The organism is Micromonospora sp. NPDC049559 (genome assembly GCF_040676675.1).
Classification (GTDB): domain Bacteria; phylum Actinomycetota; class Actinomycetes; order Mycobacteriales; family Micromonosporaceae; genus JBFAPK01.
Genome location: NZ_JBFAPK010000051.1, coordinates 24,206 through 42,114, shown reverse-complemented (window position 1 = coordinate 42,114; position 17,909 = coordinate 24,206). Strand labels below are relative to the sequence as shown.

The following is a 17,909-nucleotide window of genomic DNA, read 5'->3' as shown; positions in this document are numbered from 1 at the left end:
TTTCCGCACCGGAAGGTTTTCTGCAATCGGTCCGGCCTCGGCCGCTAGCTGCGGTTTGTCCCGGCCGGATAGCTTGTTCGCGTAGGGCACGTCGGTCGAGGAGGCGCGGTGCGGGTACTGGTGGTCGAGGACGAGCGCAACCTCGCCGACGCGATCGCGCGGGGACTGCGCCGGCAGGGGATGGCGGTGGACGTCGCCTACGACGGTTCCAGCGGGCACGAGATGGCGTTCGTCACCCGGTACGACGTGGTGGTGCTCGACCGCGACCTGCCCGGCGTGCACGGCGACCAGATCTGTGCCGACCTGGTCGCCTCGGGCACCCTGACCCGGGTGCTGATGCTGACCGCCAGCGGCACCGTCGCCGACCGGGTGGAGGGGCTGCGGCGCGGCGCCGACGACTACCTGCCGAAGCCGTTCGCCTTCGACGAACTGGTCGCCCGGGTGCAGGCGCTGGGCCGGCGGGCCACCCCGGCCGCGCCGCCCGTGCTGAGCGTCGCGGACCTGGTCGTCGACCCGGCCAAGCGGGTGGCGACCCGGGGCGGCGTCGGCATCGACCTCACCCGCAAGGAGTTCGGCGTGCTGGAGGAGCTGCTCAAGGCGCGCGGCGCGGTGGTCTCCAGCGAGGAGCTGCTGGAACGGGTCTGGGACGCCAACACCGACCCGTTCACCACTACGGTACGGGTCACCGTGATGACACTGCGCAAGAAGCTCGGCGACCCGCCCCTGATCGAGACGGTGGTCGGCGCCGGCTACCGGGTGCCGGAGCAGTACGTCCCGGAGCGGGTCGAGGCATGACGCTCTACTCCAGCCACCGCCGGCCGCACCTGCCGAGCCTGCGCCTGCGGCTGCGCCCCACGCTGCGGCTGCGGCTGACCCTGCTCAACGGCGTGCTCCTGGTCGGCGCCGGGGTGATCCTGGTGCTGCTGGCCTGGCTGCTGGTGGGCGACGCGCTGCGCCCCGCCGACGAGCTGCGACCCGGCACGACCGTCGAACTGGCCAACGGCCAGCTGCTCGACGGCCGGCAGTGGCAGGACCAGCTGACCGAGAGCGCCTCCCGGGAGCTGCTCGTCAAGGGGCTGATCGCGCTGCTCGGCATCAGCATCGTCGGCGTCGCCGGGGCGTACGTCGTCGCCGGCCGGGCGCTGCGCCCGCTGCACCGGGTCACCGCGACCGCCCGGCGGCTCGGCGAGACCACGCTGGACCAGCGGATTGGCTACTCGGGCGCGGACGACGAGGTGGCCGAGCTGGCCGGCACCTTCGACGCCATGCTCGACCGGCTCGCCGAGGCGTTCGAGGGGCAGAAGCGCTTCGTCGCCAACGCCTCGCACGAGCTGCGTACGCCGCTGGCTGTGATGCGTACCGAGATCGACGTGACGCTCGCCGACGACGAGGCGGACGTGGCCGAGTTCCGGCGCATGGCCACCGTCGTACGGGACGCCTCCGAGCGGGCCAACGGGCTCGTCGACGCCCTGCTCGTGCTCGCCCGCAGCGAGGCGCAGTCGGGTCGCCGGCTCGGCCGCAAGGTCCCCACCGACCTGGCCATGGGCGGCCGGGCGGCGCTCGCCGCGATGGACCGGGAGATCACCCGGCTCGGCCTCGACGTCGGCGCCGCGCTGGACCCCGCCCCGGTGGTCGGGGACCCGAGCCTGCTGGAGCGGCTCGCCGGCAACCTGGTCGAGAACGCGGTGCGCTACAACCACCTGCACGGCCGGATCTGGATCCGTACCGGCTCCGCCGGCGACCAGGTCTGGCTGGTGGTCGGCAACACCGGCTTCGAGGTCGACCCGGGCGACGTACCGGGGCTGTTCGAGCCGTTCCGCCGGGGCGGTCGGGAACGTACCGGGGCACGCGGCTCGGGGCTCGGGCTGTCGATCGTACGGGCGGTCTGCGACGCGCACGGCGGTACGGTCAGCGCGGTGGCCCAGCCCGGCGGCGGGCTGGAGGTCACCGTGACGCTGCCCGCGGCCGGGGCCACCCCGGTCGTGGCCGCCTCGGCCACGGTCAACGGCACCCCGGCACCGGCCACCCCGGCAGCCAGTGCCGTCCCGGCGACACCCGACGCCGTCCCGGCGGTGGCGGGCAACGCCGGCCCGGCCGGGAGCGTCGGCCCCGCCGAGTCCGGACCCGTCGCGACCACGGTGGTGCTGCCCGAGGAACCAGGTCCCGCCGGCAAACCCGATTGACGTGATGGGTCGGCTCTGCCAGGGTGCCCCATGTCAGCCCGGCGGACGAAAGGGGGTGTGGAGATGTCTCGTACCGTCATTCCCACGCCCCGGCCCGACCAGCGCTGACGATCGGTTCTCGCGGGGCGCGTCCATCCACATCGGAGGATCAACGTGAGTTCCCGCATCGAGAACGTCAGCTTCGACTGCGCCGACACCTACCGGCTCTCCGGGTTCTGGGCCGAGGTGCTCGGCTACTCCCGGCACGCCGACGACCACCCCGGCGACCCGGAGGCCGTGCTGCTGCCGCCGGACGGTGCCGGCCCGGTGGTCTTCTTCCAGCAGGTGCCGGAGGAGAAGGTCGTCAAGAACCGGGTGCACCTCTGCCTGCAACCCACCGACCGTGACCGCGACGCCGAGGTGGAGCGGTTGACCGCGCTCGGGGCGAGCCTGGTGTCGGACCACCGCCGCCCGGACGGCACCGGCTGGGCGGTCCTGGCCGACCCGGAGGGCAACGAGTTCTGCGTCCTGCGCAGCGCCGCCGAACGGCATCCGTGACGCCGACGGGTACGACGAAGGGTGGCCGGTACGCACCGGCCGCCCGTCGTTTCCGCGCGTCAGGATCTACAGATCGCGGCTGAACATCTTCCGGTTGGCGAAGTTGCGGTAGCCCGCGCGTTCGAACGCCCGGAACATCCCGATGTTGCTCGCGTCGCAGTCGCCACGGATCTCGGTTGCCCCGCTGGCGGCCAGGATCTGGGTGCCTCGTGCGACGGCGGCGGTGGCGTAGCCATGACCTCGTCCGGCCGGCGTGACGCCGACGAGGCCGATCACCGCGGAGCTCGGGGCGCGTGCGGGCATGCTGAGGGCCACCCGGCGGCCCTGCCGGTCGTAGCCGATCTCGTACCAGTCGGGCTCGTGGTCCAGTTCCAGCATGTCGGTGACGTTGCGCTCGGCCGCGCCGGGCAGGCCGTGTTCGGCGATCTCGGCGAGGAAGACCGCGTCCTTGGTGTCGGTGAACGCGTCGGCGAGCAGTTCCACGAACGGCTGTTCGCCCAGTTCCGCCAGGGATCGCCAGTGCAGTCGTCCGTCCTGGGCGGGCAGGGGATCGCCGGCCTGCCAGAGGAACCGGCACCCGTCGCGGGTGACCGAGAATCCGTTGGCGGCCAGCAACTGCTCGCGCAGCTGCGGCCCGCGCTGGAACTGGGGGGCCTGGCTCGGCGCGTCCAGCACGTGCCCCTGGGTCTGCGCGCCCAGCGATCGAGCCAGGCCCGCGGCCCGGTCGAGCAGGGCCCGACCGGTCTCGCTGTCACCGGGCTCCAGCAGCACGATATCCGTCGGTACCGTGCGACCAGGGATCGTCCACAGCACGACGTTGCCGGCCAGCGCTCCGTCGCGCTCGGCGACCAGGCACCATTCCGGGCGGGTGCAGCCGCGCTCCAGCAGCCCGGACAGGTACCCGGCAGTCGCGGCGTTGCGTTCCTCGTCGTTCGGGAACGTGGTCAGCGCGGGCAGTTCCTCGGGACGGGCGGGGCGGATCGTCAGCACGTCAGGTCCTTCTTCGACGATTTTCGGGAAATGCGTGGAGCACGGCGGGGGAGAACGGCAAGGACGACCCGTCCCGCAACGGCTCCAGCCGGTGGTGCGCCTTGAGCCGCTGCGGCGCGCGCAGCAAGAACCGTGCCTCGCGCCGCCGGCTCCGCGGAACCTCGGCCACCGCCTGAGGCCCCCGCTCGTCCCCGGTTCGACAGGTACGACGACGGGCGGCCGGTGCGTACCGGCCGCCCGTCGCTGGTGGGCTCTGGGATGGCACGCCGGGCGGTGCCGGGAAGGCTCCCGGCTCCGACCCGGCGACGGTGTCCCGGATGGATCAGGAGCGCTGCTCCACGGCGGCGCGGACGGTCAGGAACTCCGCCTCGGCCTCCTTGCCGGTCTTGAAGTAGAAGACCACCAGGCCGACGCTGCCGCGGTCGGACCAGACGCAGACGCCGAGCTTCAGGCCCTCGGCCTTGCCGTCGCCGCACTTGGCCTCGCCGCCGAGCGGACCGGCCTCGACGGTCGCCATGTTGGTGGCCCCCAGCTCGCTGGCGGCCTGGCTGACCATGTCGGTCAGCTCCTTGGTCGGGTCGGCCACCAGCCCGGAGGCCCCGGCGATCATGAGCAGGTCTTCCTTCTCCGCGGTGCCGTAGAAGGCGCCGACCGTGCTCGTGGCGTCCGGGACGTCCGACTTGTACTCGGCCTTCAGCTCGTCGGCCGTCTTCTGCAGGTCGGGGTCGGTCGACTTGGCCCGGCCGGCGAGGGTCGGCGGCTCGACCATCGTGGTCTTGGTGGCGTCGACGACCTCGTCGATCGTGTCCTTGGTGGCGAAGTAGGCGGCCACCCCGCCGCCCACGCAGAGCACCAGCACGACGGCGAGGATGATCAGAATGATCTTTCCGGCCTTGGACTTCTTCTTCGGCGGCGCGGCGTCGGACGGGAAACCGCCGGGCGCCGACGGGTACTGCTCGCCGTACGGCGAACCCGGCTCCGCCCCGGGCGCCCCGTACTGCGGGCCACCGGTCTGCGGTGCGCCGTACTGCGGGGTGCCGGCGCCCGGCTGCTGCGGGCCCGGCGGGAAGGATGGCTGCGACATGATTCTCCAGATCGATGGAAAGGAAAGCCGATCGTAGCGATGGCCCGCATGTCTACGCCGCCGGGTTTACTCCGCGACGGAAAAGATCGGATTTACCCGTTGAGATCGGCTCCGACGGCACGCCGAAATGCGAAAGGGCGGCCGGCAGCACGAAATGCGCAGCCGAAATCCGGCCGGAGAACGGCCACCGATCGGGTATGAAGAAACCACCGTTTCGGTTCGGAGAGTTTGCCGGTCCGGTCCGAAAGGGCGATGCCGGGGTCCGGCGTGGCGGTCGCCGATCCGGCCGGGGAGAACCGCCGATCCGGTGCGAGAAAGCGCGGTGGCCGAACCCGCGTGGGACGGGTCCGGCCACCGCGCGCCGTCGCGATCGGATGGGGGGAGATCGCGACCCCGGGGGCGGGTGGGAGGTGGAGGCTACGCGGGCAGGCTGGCCACGCCGTGGGGCAGGAACCGGCGTCCGGTGACCCGCTCCGAGGTCCCGGTCCGGTCCAGGTACGGGGTCACGCCGCCCAGGTGGAACGGCCAGCCGGCGCCGAGGATCATGCACAGGTCGATGTCCTGCGCCTCGGCGACCACGCCCTCGTCGAGCATCAGCCGGATCTCCTGGGCCAGCGCGTCCAGCGCCCGCTGGCGTACCTGCTCGGCGGTCAGCCGCTGGTCACCGACCTCCAGCAGCGCGGCCACCTCCGGGTCGACCTCGCCGTCGACCAGCAGCGGCCGGCCGGCCTCGGCGATGCGCCGGAGGTTCTCGCTCACCGCGAACCGGTCCGGGAAGGCGGCGTGCAGGGTGCCGCCGACGTGGTACGCCACCGCCGGCCCGACGAGCTGGAGCAGCGCCAGCGGGCGCATCGGCAGCCCCAGCGGGTCGAGCGCGGCGTCGGCGACCGCCAGCGGCGTACCGGCGTCGACCGCCGCGAAGATCTCGCCGAGGAAGCGGGTGAGCAGGCGGTTGACCACGAACGCCGGCGCGTCGGAGACCAGCACGCAGGACTTGCGCAGCTGCTTGCCGACCGCGAACGCGGTGGCCAGCGTCGCGTCGTCGGTACGCTCGCCCCGGACGATCTCCAGCAGCGGCAGCACGGCCACCGGGTTGAAGAAGTGGAACCCGACCAGCCGCTCCGGGTGCTCCAGGTCGGCGGCCATCGCGCTGACCGACAGCGACGAGGTGTTGGTGGCCAGCACCGCCTCGGGCGTGACGACCTTCTCCAGCTCGGCCCAGACCTGCTTCTTCACGCCGAGGTCCTCGAAGACGGCCTCGATGACGAAGTCGCAGTCGGCGAAGGAGGTCGACCGGCCGGGCGCCGCCGGGGCGAACGCCTCCTCCTTCACCGCGCCGCTGACCAGACCGCGCAGCTTCGCCGCCGTGCCCTGGTCGAGCCGGCCCTTGGCGAGCTGCTTGTCGATCTCGCCGCGGACGTACCCGAGGCCCTTGTCCACCCGGGCCTGGTCCAGGTCGGTGAGGACCACCGGCACCTGGAGGCGGCGGGCGAAGAGCAGGGCGAGCTGCGAGGCCATCAGCCCGGCGCCGACGATGCCGACCTTGGTGACGTCGCGGGCCAGGCCCGGCGAGGGCGCCCCGGCGGGCCGCTTGGCGCGCCGCTGCACCAGGTCGAAGGCGTACAGGCCGCTGCGCAGCTCCTCGCTGAAGACGAGGTCGGCCAGGGCCTCGTCCTCGGCGGCCGTACCGTCGGCGAACGAGGCGTCGCGGGCGAGCCCGAGCAGCTCCAGCGCCCGGTACGCCGAGGGCACCGCGCCGTGCAGCCGCTCGTCGAGCTGCTGCTTGGCGAAGTAGAGCACCCCGTCCCACATCTCCCTGTCGACCTCGGGACGGGTCACCGTGACCTCGCCGCGGACCACGCCGGCGGCCCACTCGAGCGAGCGCTCCAGGAAGTCCGCCGGCTCCAGCAGCACGTCCGCGATGCCCAGCTCCGCGGCCTGCTTCGGCTTGAGCATCTTGTTCTGGGTCAGCGGGTTCTGGATGACCACCTGGGCGGCGGCGGGGATGCCGATCAGGTTCGGCAGCAGCTGCGTGCCGCCCCAGCCCGGCACCAGGCCCAGCCCCACCTCGGGCAGGGCCAGCGCCGCGGCGCCGCCGGAGAGGGTCCGGTAGTGGCAGTGCAGCGCCAGCTCCAGCCCGCCGCCCATCGCCGCGCCGTTGACGAACGCGAACGTCGGTACGGTGCTCTCCCGGAGCCGGGCGAAGACCCGGTGGCCGAGCCGGCCGATCTCCAGCGCCTGGGCGCGCTCGGTGAGCAGCGGAAGGCCGGTGATGTCGGCGCCGACGCTGAAGATGTACGGCTTGCCGGTCACCGCGACGAACGCCGGCTCGGCCGCGAACGCCTCGGTGAGCGCGGCGTCCAGGCTGGCCAGGCCGGCCGGCCCGAAGGTGTTCGGCTTCTTGTGGTCGAAGCCGTTGTCCAGCGTGATCAAGGCGACCGGCCTGGTCAGGCCGGGTACGGCGACCAGGCGCAGCAGCGCCTTCGTCACGACCTCGTTCGGGTACTCCGCGGCCATCAGTTGGCCCCTCCGTCCCAGTTCGGGTTCTCCCAGATGACCGTGCCGCCCATGCCGATGCCGATGCACATGGCGGTCACGCCGTAGCGCACGTCGGGCCGCTCGGCGAACTGCCGCGCCAGCTGCGTCATCAGCCGTACGCCGGAGGAGGCGAGCGGGTGTCCGATGGCGATCGCGCCGCCCCACTGGTTGACGCGCGGGTCGTCGTCGGCGATGCCGAAGTGGTCGAGGAAGGCGAGCACCTGCACGGCGAACGCCTCGTTCAGCTCGAACAGGCCGATGTCGTCGATGGTCAGGCCGGCGAGGCGCAGCGCCTTCTCGGTGGAGGGGATCGGGCCGTAGCCCATCACCTCCGGCTCGACGCCGACGAAGCCGTACGAGACCAGCCGCATGGCGATCGGCAGCCCGAGCTCGCGGGCCACGTCCTCGGCGGCGAGCAGGCTCGCGGTGGCGCCGTCGTTGAGCCCGGCCGCGTTGCCGGCGGTGACCTTGCCGTGCGGGCGGAACGGGGTCTTCAGGGTGGCGAGCTTCTCCAGGGAGGTCTCCCGGGGCGCCTCGTCCACCGTGGCCAGCCCCCAGCCGGTCTCCGGGTCGCGGATCGCGACCGGTACCAGGTCCTCCTGGAGCTTGCCGTTGGCGTACGCCTTGGCGGTCTTGACCTGCGAGGCGAGCGCGAAGGCGTCGGCGCGCTCCTTGGTGATCTGCGGGAGCCGGTCGTGCAGGTTCTCCGCGGTCGCCCCCATCACCAGCGCGGACGGGTCGACCAGCTTCTCGGCGAGGATGCGCGGGTTCGGGTCCACGCCCTCGCCCATCGGGTGCCGGCCCATGTGCTCCACGCCGCCGGCGATGGCGACGTCGTAGGCGCCCATGGCGATGCCGCCGGCGACCGTGGTGACCGCGGTCATGGCGCCCGCGCACATGCGGTCGATGGCGTACCCGGGGACGGTCTTGGGGAGCCCGGCCAGCAGCGCGGCGGTGCGGCCGAGGGTGAGGCCCTGGTCGCCGATCTGGGTGGTGGCCGCGACGGCGACCTCGTCGACCCGCTCGGGCGGCAGTTGGGGGTTGCGTCGCAGCAGCTCGCGGATGCAGCGGATGACCAGGTCGTCGGCGCGGGTGTTGGCGTACATCCCACCCGCCTTGCCGAACGGAGTGCGGACGCCGTCGACGAAGACGACGTCGCGGACTTCACGGGGCACTTGAGCCTCCTAGCCGGCGGTGCGTGTCTCTCGGATGCTACTCGTCGGTAACTAGCCGGGTTCGCGCGAGGTCTGTGGTACCGGCCACACAATGTTCACCCGGCGTCCTCGCGAGGTCCGGTACGTTGGCCCGGCGGGAACGCGCCGGGTCGCCGGACCCGGACGCGCAGGTCGGGCGAGAGCCGGAGGTCGGGCGTGAAGGTACTGGTGGCGGGTGGCGCGGGTTTCATCGGCAGCACGATCGTGTCGGCCTGCCTGGACGACGGGATCGAGCCGGTGGTGCTCGACAACCTCTGCACCGGCCGGATCGAGTTCACCCGCGACCGGATCTTCTACCAGGGGGACATCGCCGACGGGCCGCTGCTCGACCGGATCTTCGCCGAGCACCCCGACATCTCGGCCGTGGTGCACGCCGCCGCGCTGATCGTCGTACCGGAGTCGGTGGCCGAGCCGCTGCGCTACTACCGGGAGAACGTGGCCAAGTCGATCGACTTCATCGAGCACGTGGTGCGCAACGGCCGCGAGCGCTTCCTGTTCAGCTCCTCGGCCTCGATCTACCGTCCCGGCGACGACTTCTCCGTGGACGAGGAGTCGCCGCTCGACCCGACCAGCCCGTACGCCCGGACCAAGGCGATGACGGAGTGGATCCTCGGGGACACCTGCGTCGCCACCGACCTACGCGCCCTCTCGCTGCGCTACTTCAACCCGATCGGCGCCGACCCGCGGCTCCGTACCGGCCTGCAGGTCCGCCGCCCCACGCACGCCCTCGGCAAGCTGATCGGCGCGTTCGAGGACGACGAGGAGTTCCTGGTCACGGGCGTCGACTGGCCGACCCGCGACGGCTCCGGCATCCGCGACTACGTGCACGTCTGGGACCTCGCGCGGGCCCACGTGCAGGCGCTGCGCCGGTTCGACACCATCCTGCCCCCCGGCGGGGAGCGGTCGTACGAGGTGATCAACCTGGGTACCGGCAGCGGCACGACGGTACGCGAACTCGTCGCCGCGTTCGAGACCGTCGCCGGTCGCCCGCTGCGGGTACGCGAGACCGGGCCGCGCCCGGGCGACTCGGCCGGCTCGTACACCCGCAGCCTCCGGGCGCGGACCCTGCTCGACTGGAAGCCGGAGTTCTCCGTCGAGGACGGCATCCGCCACTCGCTCGCCTGGTCGGCCCGGCGCGACAGCCTGCTCGCTGACTGACCGCCGCGTCGATCATGGAGTCGTGGTCGTGGTTCTGACCTGATGCGCCCCGTTGTAGGGGCCACAACTCCATGATCGACGGGTGCGGCGGGGCGCAGCGGTCAGGCCGGCTCGGCCAGGGCGGCGGTGAGGTCGGCGACGAGGAGCGCGAGCTGCCACTCCCGGGCGCCGTACCCGCGCAGCACCTCCGCCACCGTCGCGATGCTGATCTCCTCCGGCGGCGTCCAGGCCAGCCGCCGGACCGAGTCCGGCGCGATCAGGTTCTCCGGCGGCAGCGTGTGCGCCGCCGCGATCCCGGTCACCACCTCGCGGCAGCGGGCCAGCCGGGCGGCGGCCACCGGATCGCGCTCGGCCCAGCGGTGCGGCGGGGGCGGTCCCTCGACGGGCGGGCTCACCGGCAGCGCGGTGTCGGGCAGCTGACGCGCCTCGTTCAGCGCCTCCAGCCAGGTACGCGCCAGCCGGCGTACCGAGCGTCCGCCGAAGCCCGGCAGGGTCAGCAGCGTCCGCTCGTCCTTCGGGTCCAGCTCGGCGGCGGCGATGATCGCGGCGTCGGGGAGCACCCGCCCCGGGGCCGAGTCCCGCCGCGCCGCGATGGCGTCCCGGGCGTACCACATCGAGCGCACCCGGGCCTGGGCCCGCGCGCCACGCACCCGGTGGATGCCGGAGGTACGCCGCCACGGGTCGGCCCGCTGCCGGGGCGGCTGGGCGCCCCAGCGCACCAGCGCGGCGAACTCCTCGGCCGCCCACTCGTGCTTGCCCTGCCGCTCCAGCTCGGCCGCGAGCGCGTCGCGGAGCTCGACCAGCAGCTCCACGTCGAGCGCCGCGTACGTCAGCCAGGACTCCGGCAGCGGCCGGCTCGACCAGTCGGCGGCCGAGTGGTGCTTCTCCAGGGTGAAGCCGAGCAACTGCTCGGTCAGCGCGGCCAGGCCGACCCGCTCGAACCCGGCGAGCCGCGCGGCCAGCTCGGTGTCGAACAGGCGCCGGGGCCGTAGCCCCAGCTCGGCCAGGCAGGGCAGGTCCTGGCTCGCCGCGTGCAGCACCCACTCGGCCTCGGCGATCGCCTCGTCGAGGCTGCGCAGGTCGGCCAGGGGCAGCGGGTCGATCAGGACGGTACCGGCGCCGGCCCGGCGGAGCTGGACCAGATAGGCCCGTTGGCTGTAGCGGTAGCCGGAGGCGCGCTCGGCGTCGAGGGCGACCGGCCCGGTACCGGCCGCGAAGCGGGCGACGGCGTCGGCGAGTTCGGCGGGTGTTTCCAGTGGGGCGGGAGTGCCTTCACGAGGGGCGATCAGCGGAACCGGCCCGCCAGGCGTTGGGTCGGGCCCCACGGTCTCGGGCTCCGGCGCGGAGGCCGGCAGGCTGTGCGGCTCGGTCCCTGCTTGGCGTTGCGCGGCCCGACGGCGCAGGGGTGGTTCGTCGGTCACCCGACAACCCTAGTCGTCGGCGCGAAGCGCCGTGCGCAGCCGGTCGGGTACGGCGCGTCTCGTGGGTCTTGCCGTGGTGGGTCGTGGGTCTCGCCGTGGTGGGTCGTGAATCTCGCCGTGGTGGGGTTGGGCCCGCCGTACCCCGCGAATCCCGTCAGGCGTGATGTCTTCGCGCGGCACGGCGGGCCCAACCCCTGACGTGGTCCGGGTGGCGCCGTGACCGCCGGGGTCGGGGGCACCCGTCGAGGGCCGCCGCTGGTCGGGGCGGGAAAGTCGGGTGCCGGGTGCGTTGGGGCGGTAAACGGGTGACCGGGATCGAGACGGCGCGGCACCCGAGGGGGTGATCTGGGGACGGACCGCCGCTCGGGGTTCGGTTTCGGATCCGGGCCGGCACCGGTCAGGCGGCGCCGGCGGGGCGGTGTTCGGGGAGCGCGGTGACCCCGGGCGGCGGCAGCCCCGCCGTCGAGGCGAGCATGGCGCACCAGCCGCGCAGGTGCGCGCCGAGGTCGTCGTCGACCGGCGTCCAGGACGCGCGCAGCTCCAGGTCGGCGGTGGCCGGCGGCCCGGCCAGGTCGCCGAAGCGGGTCGAGGTCGTCTGCGTCACCGTGCCGCCGATCGCCCGGTACTCGGCGCCCTGCCCGGTCAGCCCGTCCGTGAGCCAGGTCCAGGCCACCGTCGGCAGCAGCGGGTCCGCCGCCAGGTCGCTCTCCAGCTCCGCCGTGACGTACGTGACGAGGCGCAGCACCCCGTTCCACGCCTCGTGCCCGGCCGGATCGTGCAGCAGGATGAGCCGGCCGGAGGCGACCTCCTCGCCGTCGCGCAGCACGCTGCCGCTCAGCGCGAAGGCGTACGGGGCCAGCCGCTGCGGGGCGGTCACCTCTTCGAGCCGGATCTCGTCGCGGGGCGCCGTGGACCGCAACCCCGCCACGGCGCGGGCGAAGGTCTCGGGGAGCACGATCGGAGGCGCCATATCGGCAGCCTAAGCCGCCCGGTGGCCGGCGGTGGATCGCCGCGCCGGACCGGTGGTCGCTCACGCGTGGCCTGGGTCGCAGAAATCGGGCGCTGCCCGCCGGGGCGCCGCGGGCGCGTGGCACGATGGCGCCGATGACCACCACCACCGCGGGCGGTGCGGCCCGAGACGGAAGTTCCGCTGTCGACGGCCCCGCCGACTCACCGTTCGTCCGGGCCTGCCGGCGCCAACCGGTGCCGTACACGCCGGTCTGGTTCATGCGACAGGCGGGGCGTTCGCTGCCGGAGTACCGGGAGGTCCGGGCCGGCGTCCCGATGCTGGAGTCGTGCCGCCGCCCCGAACTGGTCCGCGAGATCACCCTGCAGCCGGTACGCCGGCACGACGTCGACGCGGCCATCCTCTACAGCGACATCGTGGTGCCGCTCGCGGCCGCCGGGGTGGACCTGGACATCGTGCCGGGCACCGGCCCGGTGGTGGCCGAGCCGGTGGGCACCCTCGACGACGTCGCGCGGATCGGCCCGCTCGACCCGGCCGACGTCTCCTATGTGGACGAGGCGGTCCGGCTGCTCGTGGGCGAACTCGGCGCCACCCCGCTGATCGGTTTCGCCGGAGCGCCGTTCACGTTGGCGAGCTACCTCGTCGAGGGCGGGCCGTCGCGCACGCACGCCCGCACCAAGGCGCTCATGTACGGCGCGCCCGAGGTCTGGCACGCGCTCTGCGCCCGGCTCGCCGAGATCACGCTGACGTTCCTGCGGGTACAGGTCGCCGCCGGCGTCTCCGCGGTGCAGCTCTTCGACTCCTGGGCCGGCGCGCTCTCCGAGGCGGACTACCGCCGGTACGCGATGCCGCACTCGGCCGCGGTGCTGGGCGGGCTCGCCGACGCGGGCGTACCGCGGATCCACTTCGGGGTCGGCACGGCCGAGCTGCTGCCCGCGATGGGCGAGGCCGGCGCGGACGTGGTGGGGGTCGACTGGCGCACCCCGCTGGACGTGGCGAGCGGTCGGATCGGCCCGCACCGGGCGGTGCAGGGCAACCTCGACCCCTGCGTGCTCTTCGCGCCGTGGCCGGTGATCGAGGCCGAGGTGCGGCGGGTGCTGGCCGAGGGCGCCGCCACGCCGGGACACGTCTTCAACCTGGGGCACGGCGTGCTCCCGGAGACCGACCCCGAGGTGCTGACCCGGGTGGTGGAACTCATCCATACGGCCTCCGCCCGCTGACGCGGGGCTCGGGCGGCGCGCGGGAAGGGGCGCAGATGCGGCAGGGATGGCGGATCGCCGTCGTGGGCGGGGGTGTCACCGGCCTGGCGGCCGCGCTGCGGCTGCGCGAGCTGGCGCCGCCCGGCAGCACCATCACCGTGTACGAGCAGTCCGGCGCGACCGGCGGCAAGCTGCGCACCGGCGAGTTGGCCGGCTCGGCCGTAGAGCTGGGCGCCGAGGCGTTCCTGGTCCGTGACCCGGACGGCGGGGACTCGCCGGCCACGGCGCTGGCCCGCCGGCTCGGGCTGGGCGACGCGCTGGTGCACCCGGCGACCGGGCAGGCCGGGCTCGCCGTCAACGGGGAGCTGCGCCCGGTCCCGGGCGGCACGCTGGTCGGCGTACCCGGGGATCTGACCCGGGTGGCGGCGGTCGCGCGGGCGGAGGCGGAGCGGGACCGCGACGAGGGCCGCCCGCTGCTCGAACCGGGCCAGGACGTCGCCGTCGGCGAGCTGGTGCGGCGGCGCCTCGGCGACGAGGTGGTGGACCGGCTGGTCGACCCGATGCTCGGCGGGGTGTACGCCGGGCGCGCCGACCGGCTGTCGCTGGCCGCCACGATGCCCGCGCTGGCCCGCACGGCGCGTACCGAACACACCCTCACCGGCGCGGTCCGGGCCGCCCAGGCCACCGCCCGACCGGCCACGCCGGGCCGGCCGGTCTTCGCCACCGTGGCCGGCGGGATGAGCCGGCTGGTCGAGGCCGCCGCGGCGGAGCTGACCGCCCGCACGGACCCGGACGCGCCGGTCGGCGAGATCCGCACGGGCGCGGCGGTACGCGAGCTGCGGCCCACGCCGGACGGCTGGTCCCTGGTCGTCGGCCCGACCCGGGAGCCGGAGCTGGTGGAGGTCGACGCGGTCGTGCTCGCCCTGCCGGCGCGGCCGGCGGCCCGGCTGCTCGCCGAGGTCGACCCGGCCGCCGCCGGCCGGGTCGGCGAGCTGGACTACGCCAGCCTCGCGCTGGTCACGCTCGCCGTGCCGGCGCCGGCGCTGCCGGAGCTCTCCGGCCTGCTGGTGCCCGCCAGCGAGGGGATGCTGATCAAGGCGGCCACCTTCTTCACCACGAAGTGGGCGCACCTGCGGCGGCCGGACGGGATCGCGCTGCTGCGCGTCTCGCTCGGCCGGTACGGCGAGGAGGAGCAGCTCCAGCGCGACGACGACGAGCTGGCCGCCACCGCGCACCGGGAACTGTCCCGGCTGGTCGGCACCGCGGCCGCCGGCGCCGGCCTGCCCGCCCCGGTCGCCGGGCACGTGCAGCGGTGGGGCGGCGCGCTGCCGCAGTACGCGCCGGGGCACCTGGACCGGGTGGCCGCCGCGCGCGCCGCGCTGCGGGCCGGGCGGCCGACCGTGGCGCTCGCCGGCGCCGGCTACGACGGGGTGGGGATCCCGGCGTGCGTCCGCTCCGGCCAGGCCGCCGCCGAAGAGATCATCAAGGCCCTGGAAGGATCGATGGCATGAGTGCGGAACCAAGCGGTACCCCGGGCATCCCGTCCGGCGCCTCCTCGGGCGCGCCCGCCGGCGGCCCGGAGCAGACCAAGGCGGCGCGGCTGCGCGAGCTGAACGACACCATCCGCTACACGATGTGGTCGGTCTTCCGGGTGACCGGCCAGCTGCCGGCCCTGCGCGACGGCGTCGCCGCCGAGGTGCAGAGCCTCTTCGACGAGTTGCAGGCCAAGGACGTGGTGGTCCGGGGCAGCTACGACGTCTCCGGGCTGCGCGCCGACGCCGACCTGATGATCTGGTGGCACTCCTCGTCGAGCGACGCGCTCCAGGAGGCGTACGGGCTGTTCCGGCGTACCGCGCTGGGCCACTGCCTGGCCCCGGTCTGGTCGCAGATGGCGCTGCACCGGCCGGCCGAGTTCAACAAGAGCCACGTCCCGGCGTTCCTGGCCGGCGAGCCGGCCCGCGCCTACGTCTGCGTCTACCCCTTCGTCCGCTCGTACGAGTGGTACCTGCTGCCGGACGCCGAACGGCGGGAGATGCTCGCCGAGCACGGCGGCATGGCCCGGGGCTACCCGGACGTACGCGCCAACACGGTCGCCTCGTTCGCGCTCGGCGACTACGAGTGGCTGCTCGCCTTCGAGGCCGACGAGCTGCACCGGATCGTGGACCTGATGCGCGACCTGCGCGCCTCCCGGGCCCGCCGGCACGTACGCGAAGAGGTGCCGTTCTTCACCGGTCGCCGCCGCTCGGTCGCCGAACTGGTCGCCGCGCTGCCCTGACCCGCGCTCCCGGGGCGCCGGACGCGCTCCCGGGCTCGGCGGTCTCGCGTTCCCGCGTCCCGCGCTCGTCGGGTCAGGCCGGCGACTCGCGCCGCATCGGCAGGTGCGGGATGCCGTCCTCGACGTACTCCGGGCCGGTGACGACGAAGCCGTACCGGGCGTAGAAGTCGGCGAGGTAGGACTGCGCCTCCAGCACGCACACGCGGTTGCCGACCACGGCCAGCGCCTCGCTCATCAACCGCCCGGCCAGGCCGTCGCCGCGGGCCTGCTTGGCCACCAGCACCCGCCCGATCCGCTCCACCCCGCCCGGGTCGGAGAGGATGCGCAGGTAGGCGAGGGGCTCGCCGCCGCGGCTCAGCCAGAGGTGCCGGGTGCCGGGCTCGACGTCCCGCCCGTCGAGTTCCGGGTACGGGCACTCCTGTTCCACCACGAACACCTCGATCCGCAGGCGGAGCAGGTCGTGCAGCGTACGGGCGTCGAGGTCGGCGAAGAAGGCGATGTGGAACTCGGTCTGCTCTGGTGGCATTCCGCGATCGTAGGCGGGCGCCGCCGGTTCCCGTCGATGCCCCCGAGGGGTGGGGCGCCTCAGGCGGGGCGGGCGCCGACGGTGTCCTTGATCGCGGCGCCGCGCTCGCCCTCGACGACGCGGGCGCAGTGCGCGGAGCAGAAGAAGCGGCCCGAGACCTCCACGCCGTGCCCGATGATCCGGCACTCGCAGTGCTCGCAGACCGGCGCCAGCTTCTGGATCGCGCACTCGAACGAGTCGAACGTGTGCGTGTCGCTGACCGTCCGTACCTCGAACGACATCCAGTAGTCGTTGCCGCAGACCTCGCAGGTCGCCATGACAAATCCCCCCATTTCGTACGCCTGCCAGCAGCGTGCGGCATCGGCGGGGGTGCGGCAAGCGGAACGGCCGAATCGGCCGGTACGCGATGGCGCATCGGCGGGCGGCGCGGCGGCGCACCGGTCGCCTCGCAGCGGCGCACCGGCGGCTCGGCGACGGCGTCCCGGTCGCCTAGCGACCGGCGCGGGTCGCCCGCGACGACCGACCGGCGCGGCCCGTTAGCCAGGGTGTGGCGACCTGAGCTCGGAGGAGTCGACATGATCAAGCGGAGCCGGCTGTTCGGCAACCAGACGCGGGTGACCTTCTGCCTCCCCGGGGACGTTCCGCCCGGCACGGTCAGCGTCGTCGGCACGTTCAACGACTGGCAGCCGGGGCGGCACGAGCTGGTGCCCCGCCGGGACGGGACCCGCACCGTCACCGTCCGGCTGGCGCCGGGGGAGTACCGGTTCCGCTACCTCGCCACGGGCGGCGTCTGGCTGGACGACGAGGGGGCCGACCAGGTCGACCAGTACGGCGGCCGGCTGCTGATCTGAGCCGCACCCGTCCGTGCCCGCGCCGCATCCGGCGTCGGCCGCCCGCAGCCGGCCGCCCGGGTGACGGGGGCGCGGGCGACGAGGCGCGGGGGACGGGGGCGCGGGCGACGAGGGCGCGGGGGCGCGGTCAGCACCGCCGCGCTCGCCCCCGGGCCTACTCCCGGCGGCTCTACTCCTGCGGCTCTCGTCGGGCAGTAAGGAACAGGTCGATGCCGTCGAGGACGCGTCGCAGCCCCCACTCGAAGCCGCGGTCGGTCCGGTGGTCGTACGCCTCCGTGACCTCGTCCGAGGTCACCACCGCGAGCAGCGTCGGGTACCGGTCGCGTCGTTCGGACTCCAGCACCGCCGTCAGGTCGAAGACCGGGCCGTGGGCCGGATCGACCGACAGCTGGGCGGCTCCCCGTACGTAGCCGTTGACCAGGAAGAGCATGTCCATCATCGCGTCCGGCGGCAGCCCGGTGCCGGAGAGCGCGTACAGGGCGGCCTCGGTCCAGGCCGTTTCGTTGGGGCCCATGACGCGGCTGCTCCCCGCGACGGCGAGGGCCCAGGGGTGGCGGTGGAAGGCTTCCCGGACACCCAGCGCCCAGCCGCGCAGCGAGCCGCGCCAGTCGGCGGGGTCGGTGGCGGGCGGATCGCCGATGATCGCGTCGAACATGAGCACGACCAGCTCGTCCTTGCTGGGCACGTAGCGGTACAGCGACATCGTTCCCGCGCCGAGCCGGGCGGCCAGCCGCTGCATCGAGAGGGTGGCCAGCCCCTCGGTGTCGGCGACCTCGATCCCCTCGCGCACGATCCGCTCCAGGCTCAGCGCCGGCCGCGGTCCCCGTCCGGGCCGCTGCCGGCTCTCCCAGAGCAGTCGCCCGCCGGGGGGCCCGGGGGAGTCGCGGTCTTCCGTCGTCATGCGGACACCTCTCGGTCGGGGCCTGCCCCCATTACTGCGTATGACGTACCCTGAAACGCGTATCG

At 74.0% G+C, this 17,909-nt stretch carries 17 protein-coding genes and 1 pseudogene; 9 read left to right on the top strand and 9 right to left on the bottom strand.

The genetic code is table 11. The annotated features are described in order from the left end of the window. Window positions 1-108: 108 nt before the first annotated feature. From AB0J86_RS35320 to AB0J86_RS35310, 3 genes and pseudogenes are all read left to right on the top strand, one after another. Window positions 109-795, top strand: coding sequence for a response regulator transcription factor (locus AB0J86_RS35320; RefSeq protein ID WP_363862044.1), 687 nt, complete (start codon window positions 109-111; stop codon window positions 793-795). Further along, window positions 792-1,967: pseudogene (locus AB0J86_RS35315) on the top strand (HAMP domain-containing sensor histidine kinase); the annotation flags it as partial. The gene AB0J86_RS35320 and the pseudogene AB0J86_RS35315, both read left to right, overlap by 4 nt. A gap of 369 nt (window positions 1,968-2,336) precedes the next feature. Next, window positions 2,337-2,720, top strand: coding sequence for a VOC family protein (locus tag AB0J86_RS35310; protein WP_363862043.1), 384 nt, complete (start codon window positions 2,337-2,339; stop codon window positions 2,718-2,720). A gap of 66 nt (window positions 2,721-2,786) precedes the next feature. Here AB0J86_RS35310 and AB0J86_RS35305 read toward each other — a convergent pair whose 3' ends face one another. Then, window positions 2,787-3,668, bottom strand: coding sequence for a GNAT family N-acetyltransferase (locus AB0J86_RS35305; RefSeq protein WP_363862064.1), 882 nt, complete (start codon window positions 3,666-3,668; stop codon window positions 2,787-2,789). On the opposite strand from AB0J86_RS35305, the gene AB0J86_RS35300 reads away from it, so the two are divergent. After that, the gene (locus tag AB0J86_RS35300; RefSeq protein WP_363862063.1) at window positions 3,578-3,886 is read left to right on the top strand and encodes a CGNR zinc finger domain-containing protein; all 309 of its coding nucleotides are present in this window, start codon (window positions 3,578-3,580) and stop codon (window positions 3,884-3,886) included. The two genes, AB0J86_RS35305 and AB0J86_RS35300, sit on opposite strands and share 91 nt — an antisense overlap. 146 nt (window positions 3,887-4,032) lie before the next feature. Here AB0J86_RS35300 and AB0J86_RS35295 read toward each other — a convergent pair whose 3' ends face one another. The 3 genes from AB0J86_RS35295 to AB0J86_RS35285 all read right to left on the bottom strand — a co-directional run bounded on the left by AB0J86_RS35295 (window position 4,033) and on the right by AB0J86_RS35285 (window position 8,507). Then, the gene (locus AB0J86_RS35295) at window positions 4,033-4,794 is read right to left on the bottom strand and encodes a hypothetical protein (RefSeq protein ID WP_363862042.1); all 762 of its coding nucleotides are present in this window, start codon (window positions 4,792-4,794) and stop codon (window positions 4,033-4,035) included. 417 nt (window positions 4,795-5,211) lie between these two features. Beyond that, the gene (locus AB0J86_RS35290; protein WP_363862041.1) at window positions 5,212-7,311 is read right to left on the bottom strand and encodes a 3-hydroxyacyl-CoA dehydrogenase NAD-binding domain-containing protein; all 2,100 of its coding nucleotides are present in this window, start codon (window positions 7,309-7,311) and stop codon (window positions 5,212-5,214) included. After that, complete coding sequence (locus AB0J86_RS35285; protein WP_363862040.1) at window positions 7,311-8,507, bottom strand: thiolase family protein; 1,197 nt, start codon at window positions 8,505-8,507, stop codon at window positions 7,311-7,313. Before AB0J86_RS35285 ends, AB0J86_RS35290 begins: the two co-directional genes overlap by 1 nt. A 195-nt stretch (window positions 8,508-8,702) precedes the next feature. Between AB0J86_RS35285 and galE the strand changes: the two genes are divergently transcribed. Then, window positions 8,703-9,704 (top strand): UDP-glucose 4-epimerase GalE, encoded by a 1,002-nt coding sequence (galE, locus tag AB0J86_RS35280; protein WP_363862039.1) that lies wholly within the window; start codon window positions 8,703-8,705, stop codon window positions 9,702-9,704. A gap of 101 nt (window positions 9,705-9,805) precedes the next feature. Here galE and AB0J86_RS35275 read toward each other — a convergent pair whose 3' ends face one another. Continuing rightward, window positions 9,806-11,059 carry a ribonuclease D gene (locus AB0J86_RS35275; RefSeq protein ID WP_363862062.1) on the bottom strand — a complete coding sequence of 418 codons (1,254 nt, stop codon included), beginning with the start codon at window positions 11,057-11,059 and terminating at the stop codon, window positions 9,806-9,808. Between the two features lie 463 nt (window positions 11,060-11,522). After that, window positions 11,523-12,095, bottom strand: coding sequence for a DUF3000 domain-containing protein (locus AB0J86_RS35270; protein WP_363862038.1), 573 nt, complete (start codon window positions 12,093-12,095; stop codon window positions 11,523-11,525). A 125-nt stretch (window positions 12,096-12,220) separates the two neighbouring features. On the opposite strand from AB0J86_RS35270, the gene hemE reads away from it, so the two are divergent. Genes hemE through hemQ form a run of 3 tightly spaced genes read left to right on the top strand, consistent with a single transcriptional unit; the run spans window position 12,221 to window position 15,566 of the window. Next, complete coding sequence (gene hemE / locus AB0J86_RS35265; protein ID WP_363862037.1) at window positions 12,221-13,312, top strand: uroporphyrinogen decarboxylase; 1,092 nt, start codon at window positions 12,221-12,223, stop codon at window positions 13,310-13,312. Between the two features lie 35 nt (window positions 13,313-13,347). Then, window positions 13,348-14,802, top strand: coding sequence for a protoporphyrinogen oxidase (gene hemG, locus AB0J86_RS35260; protein ID WP_363862036.1), 1,455 nt, complete (start codon window positions 13,348-13,350; stop codon window positions 14,800-14,802). Beyond that, window positions 14,799-15,566 carry a hydrogen peroxide-dependent heme synthase gene (hemQ, locus tag AB0J86_RS35255; protein WP_363862035.1) on the top strand — a complete coding sequence of 256 codons (768 nt, stop codon included), beginning with the start codon at window positions 14,799-14,801 and terminating at the stop codon, window positions 15,564-15,566. Before hemG ends, hemQ begins: the two co-directional genes overlap by 4 nt. A gap of 73 nt (window positions 15,567-15,639) precedes the next feature. On the opposite strand, the gene AB0J86_RS35250 is transcribed toward hemQ, so the two are convergent. Then, window positions 15,640-16,092 (bottom strand): GNAT family N-acetyltransferase, encoded by a 453-nt coding sequence (locus AB0J86_RS35250; protein WP_363862034.1) that lies wholly within the window; start codon window positions 16,090-16,092, stop codon window positions 15,640-15,642. Between the two features lie 59 nt (window positions 16,093-16,151). Next, a complete protein-coding gene (locus tag AB0J86_RS35245; protein ID WP_363862033.1) occupies window positions 16,152-16,409 on the bottom strand; it encodes a Prokaryotic metallothionein in 258 nt (85 codons plus the stop codon). Window positions 16,410-16,667: 258 nt separating this feature from the next. On the opposite strand from AB0J86_RS35245, the gene AB0J86_RS35240 reads away from it, so the two are divergent. After that, the gene (locus tag AB0J86_RS35240; RefSeq protein WP_363862032.1) at window positions 16,668-16,943 is read left to right on the top strand and encodes an isoamylase early set domain-containing protein; all 276 of its coding nucleotides are present in this window, start codon (window positions 16,668-16,670) and stop codon (window positions 16,941-16,943) included. Window positions 16,944-17,112: 169 nt separating this feature from the next. Here the strand turns inward: AB0J86_RS35240 and AB0J86_RS35235 are convergent, their stop codons facing one another. Continuing rightward, complete coding sequence (locus AB0J86_RS35235; protein WP_363862031.1) at window positions 17,113-17,844, bottom strand: TetR/AcrR family transcriptional regulator; 732 nt, start codon at window positions 17,842-17,844, stop codon at window positions 17,113-17,115. Window positions 17,845-17,909 lie beyond the last annotated feature (65 nt).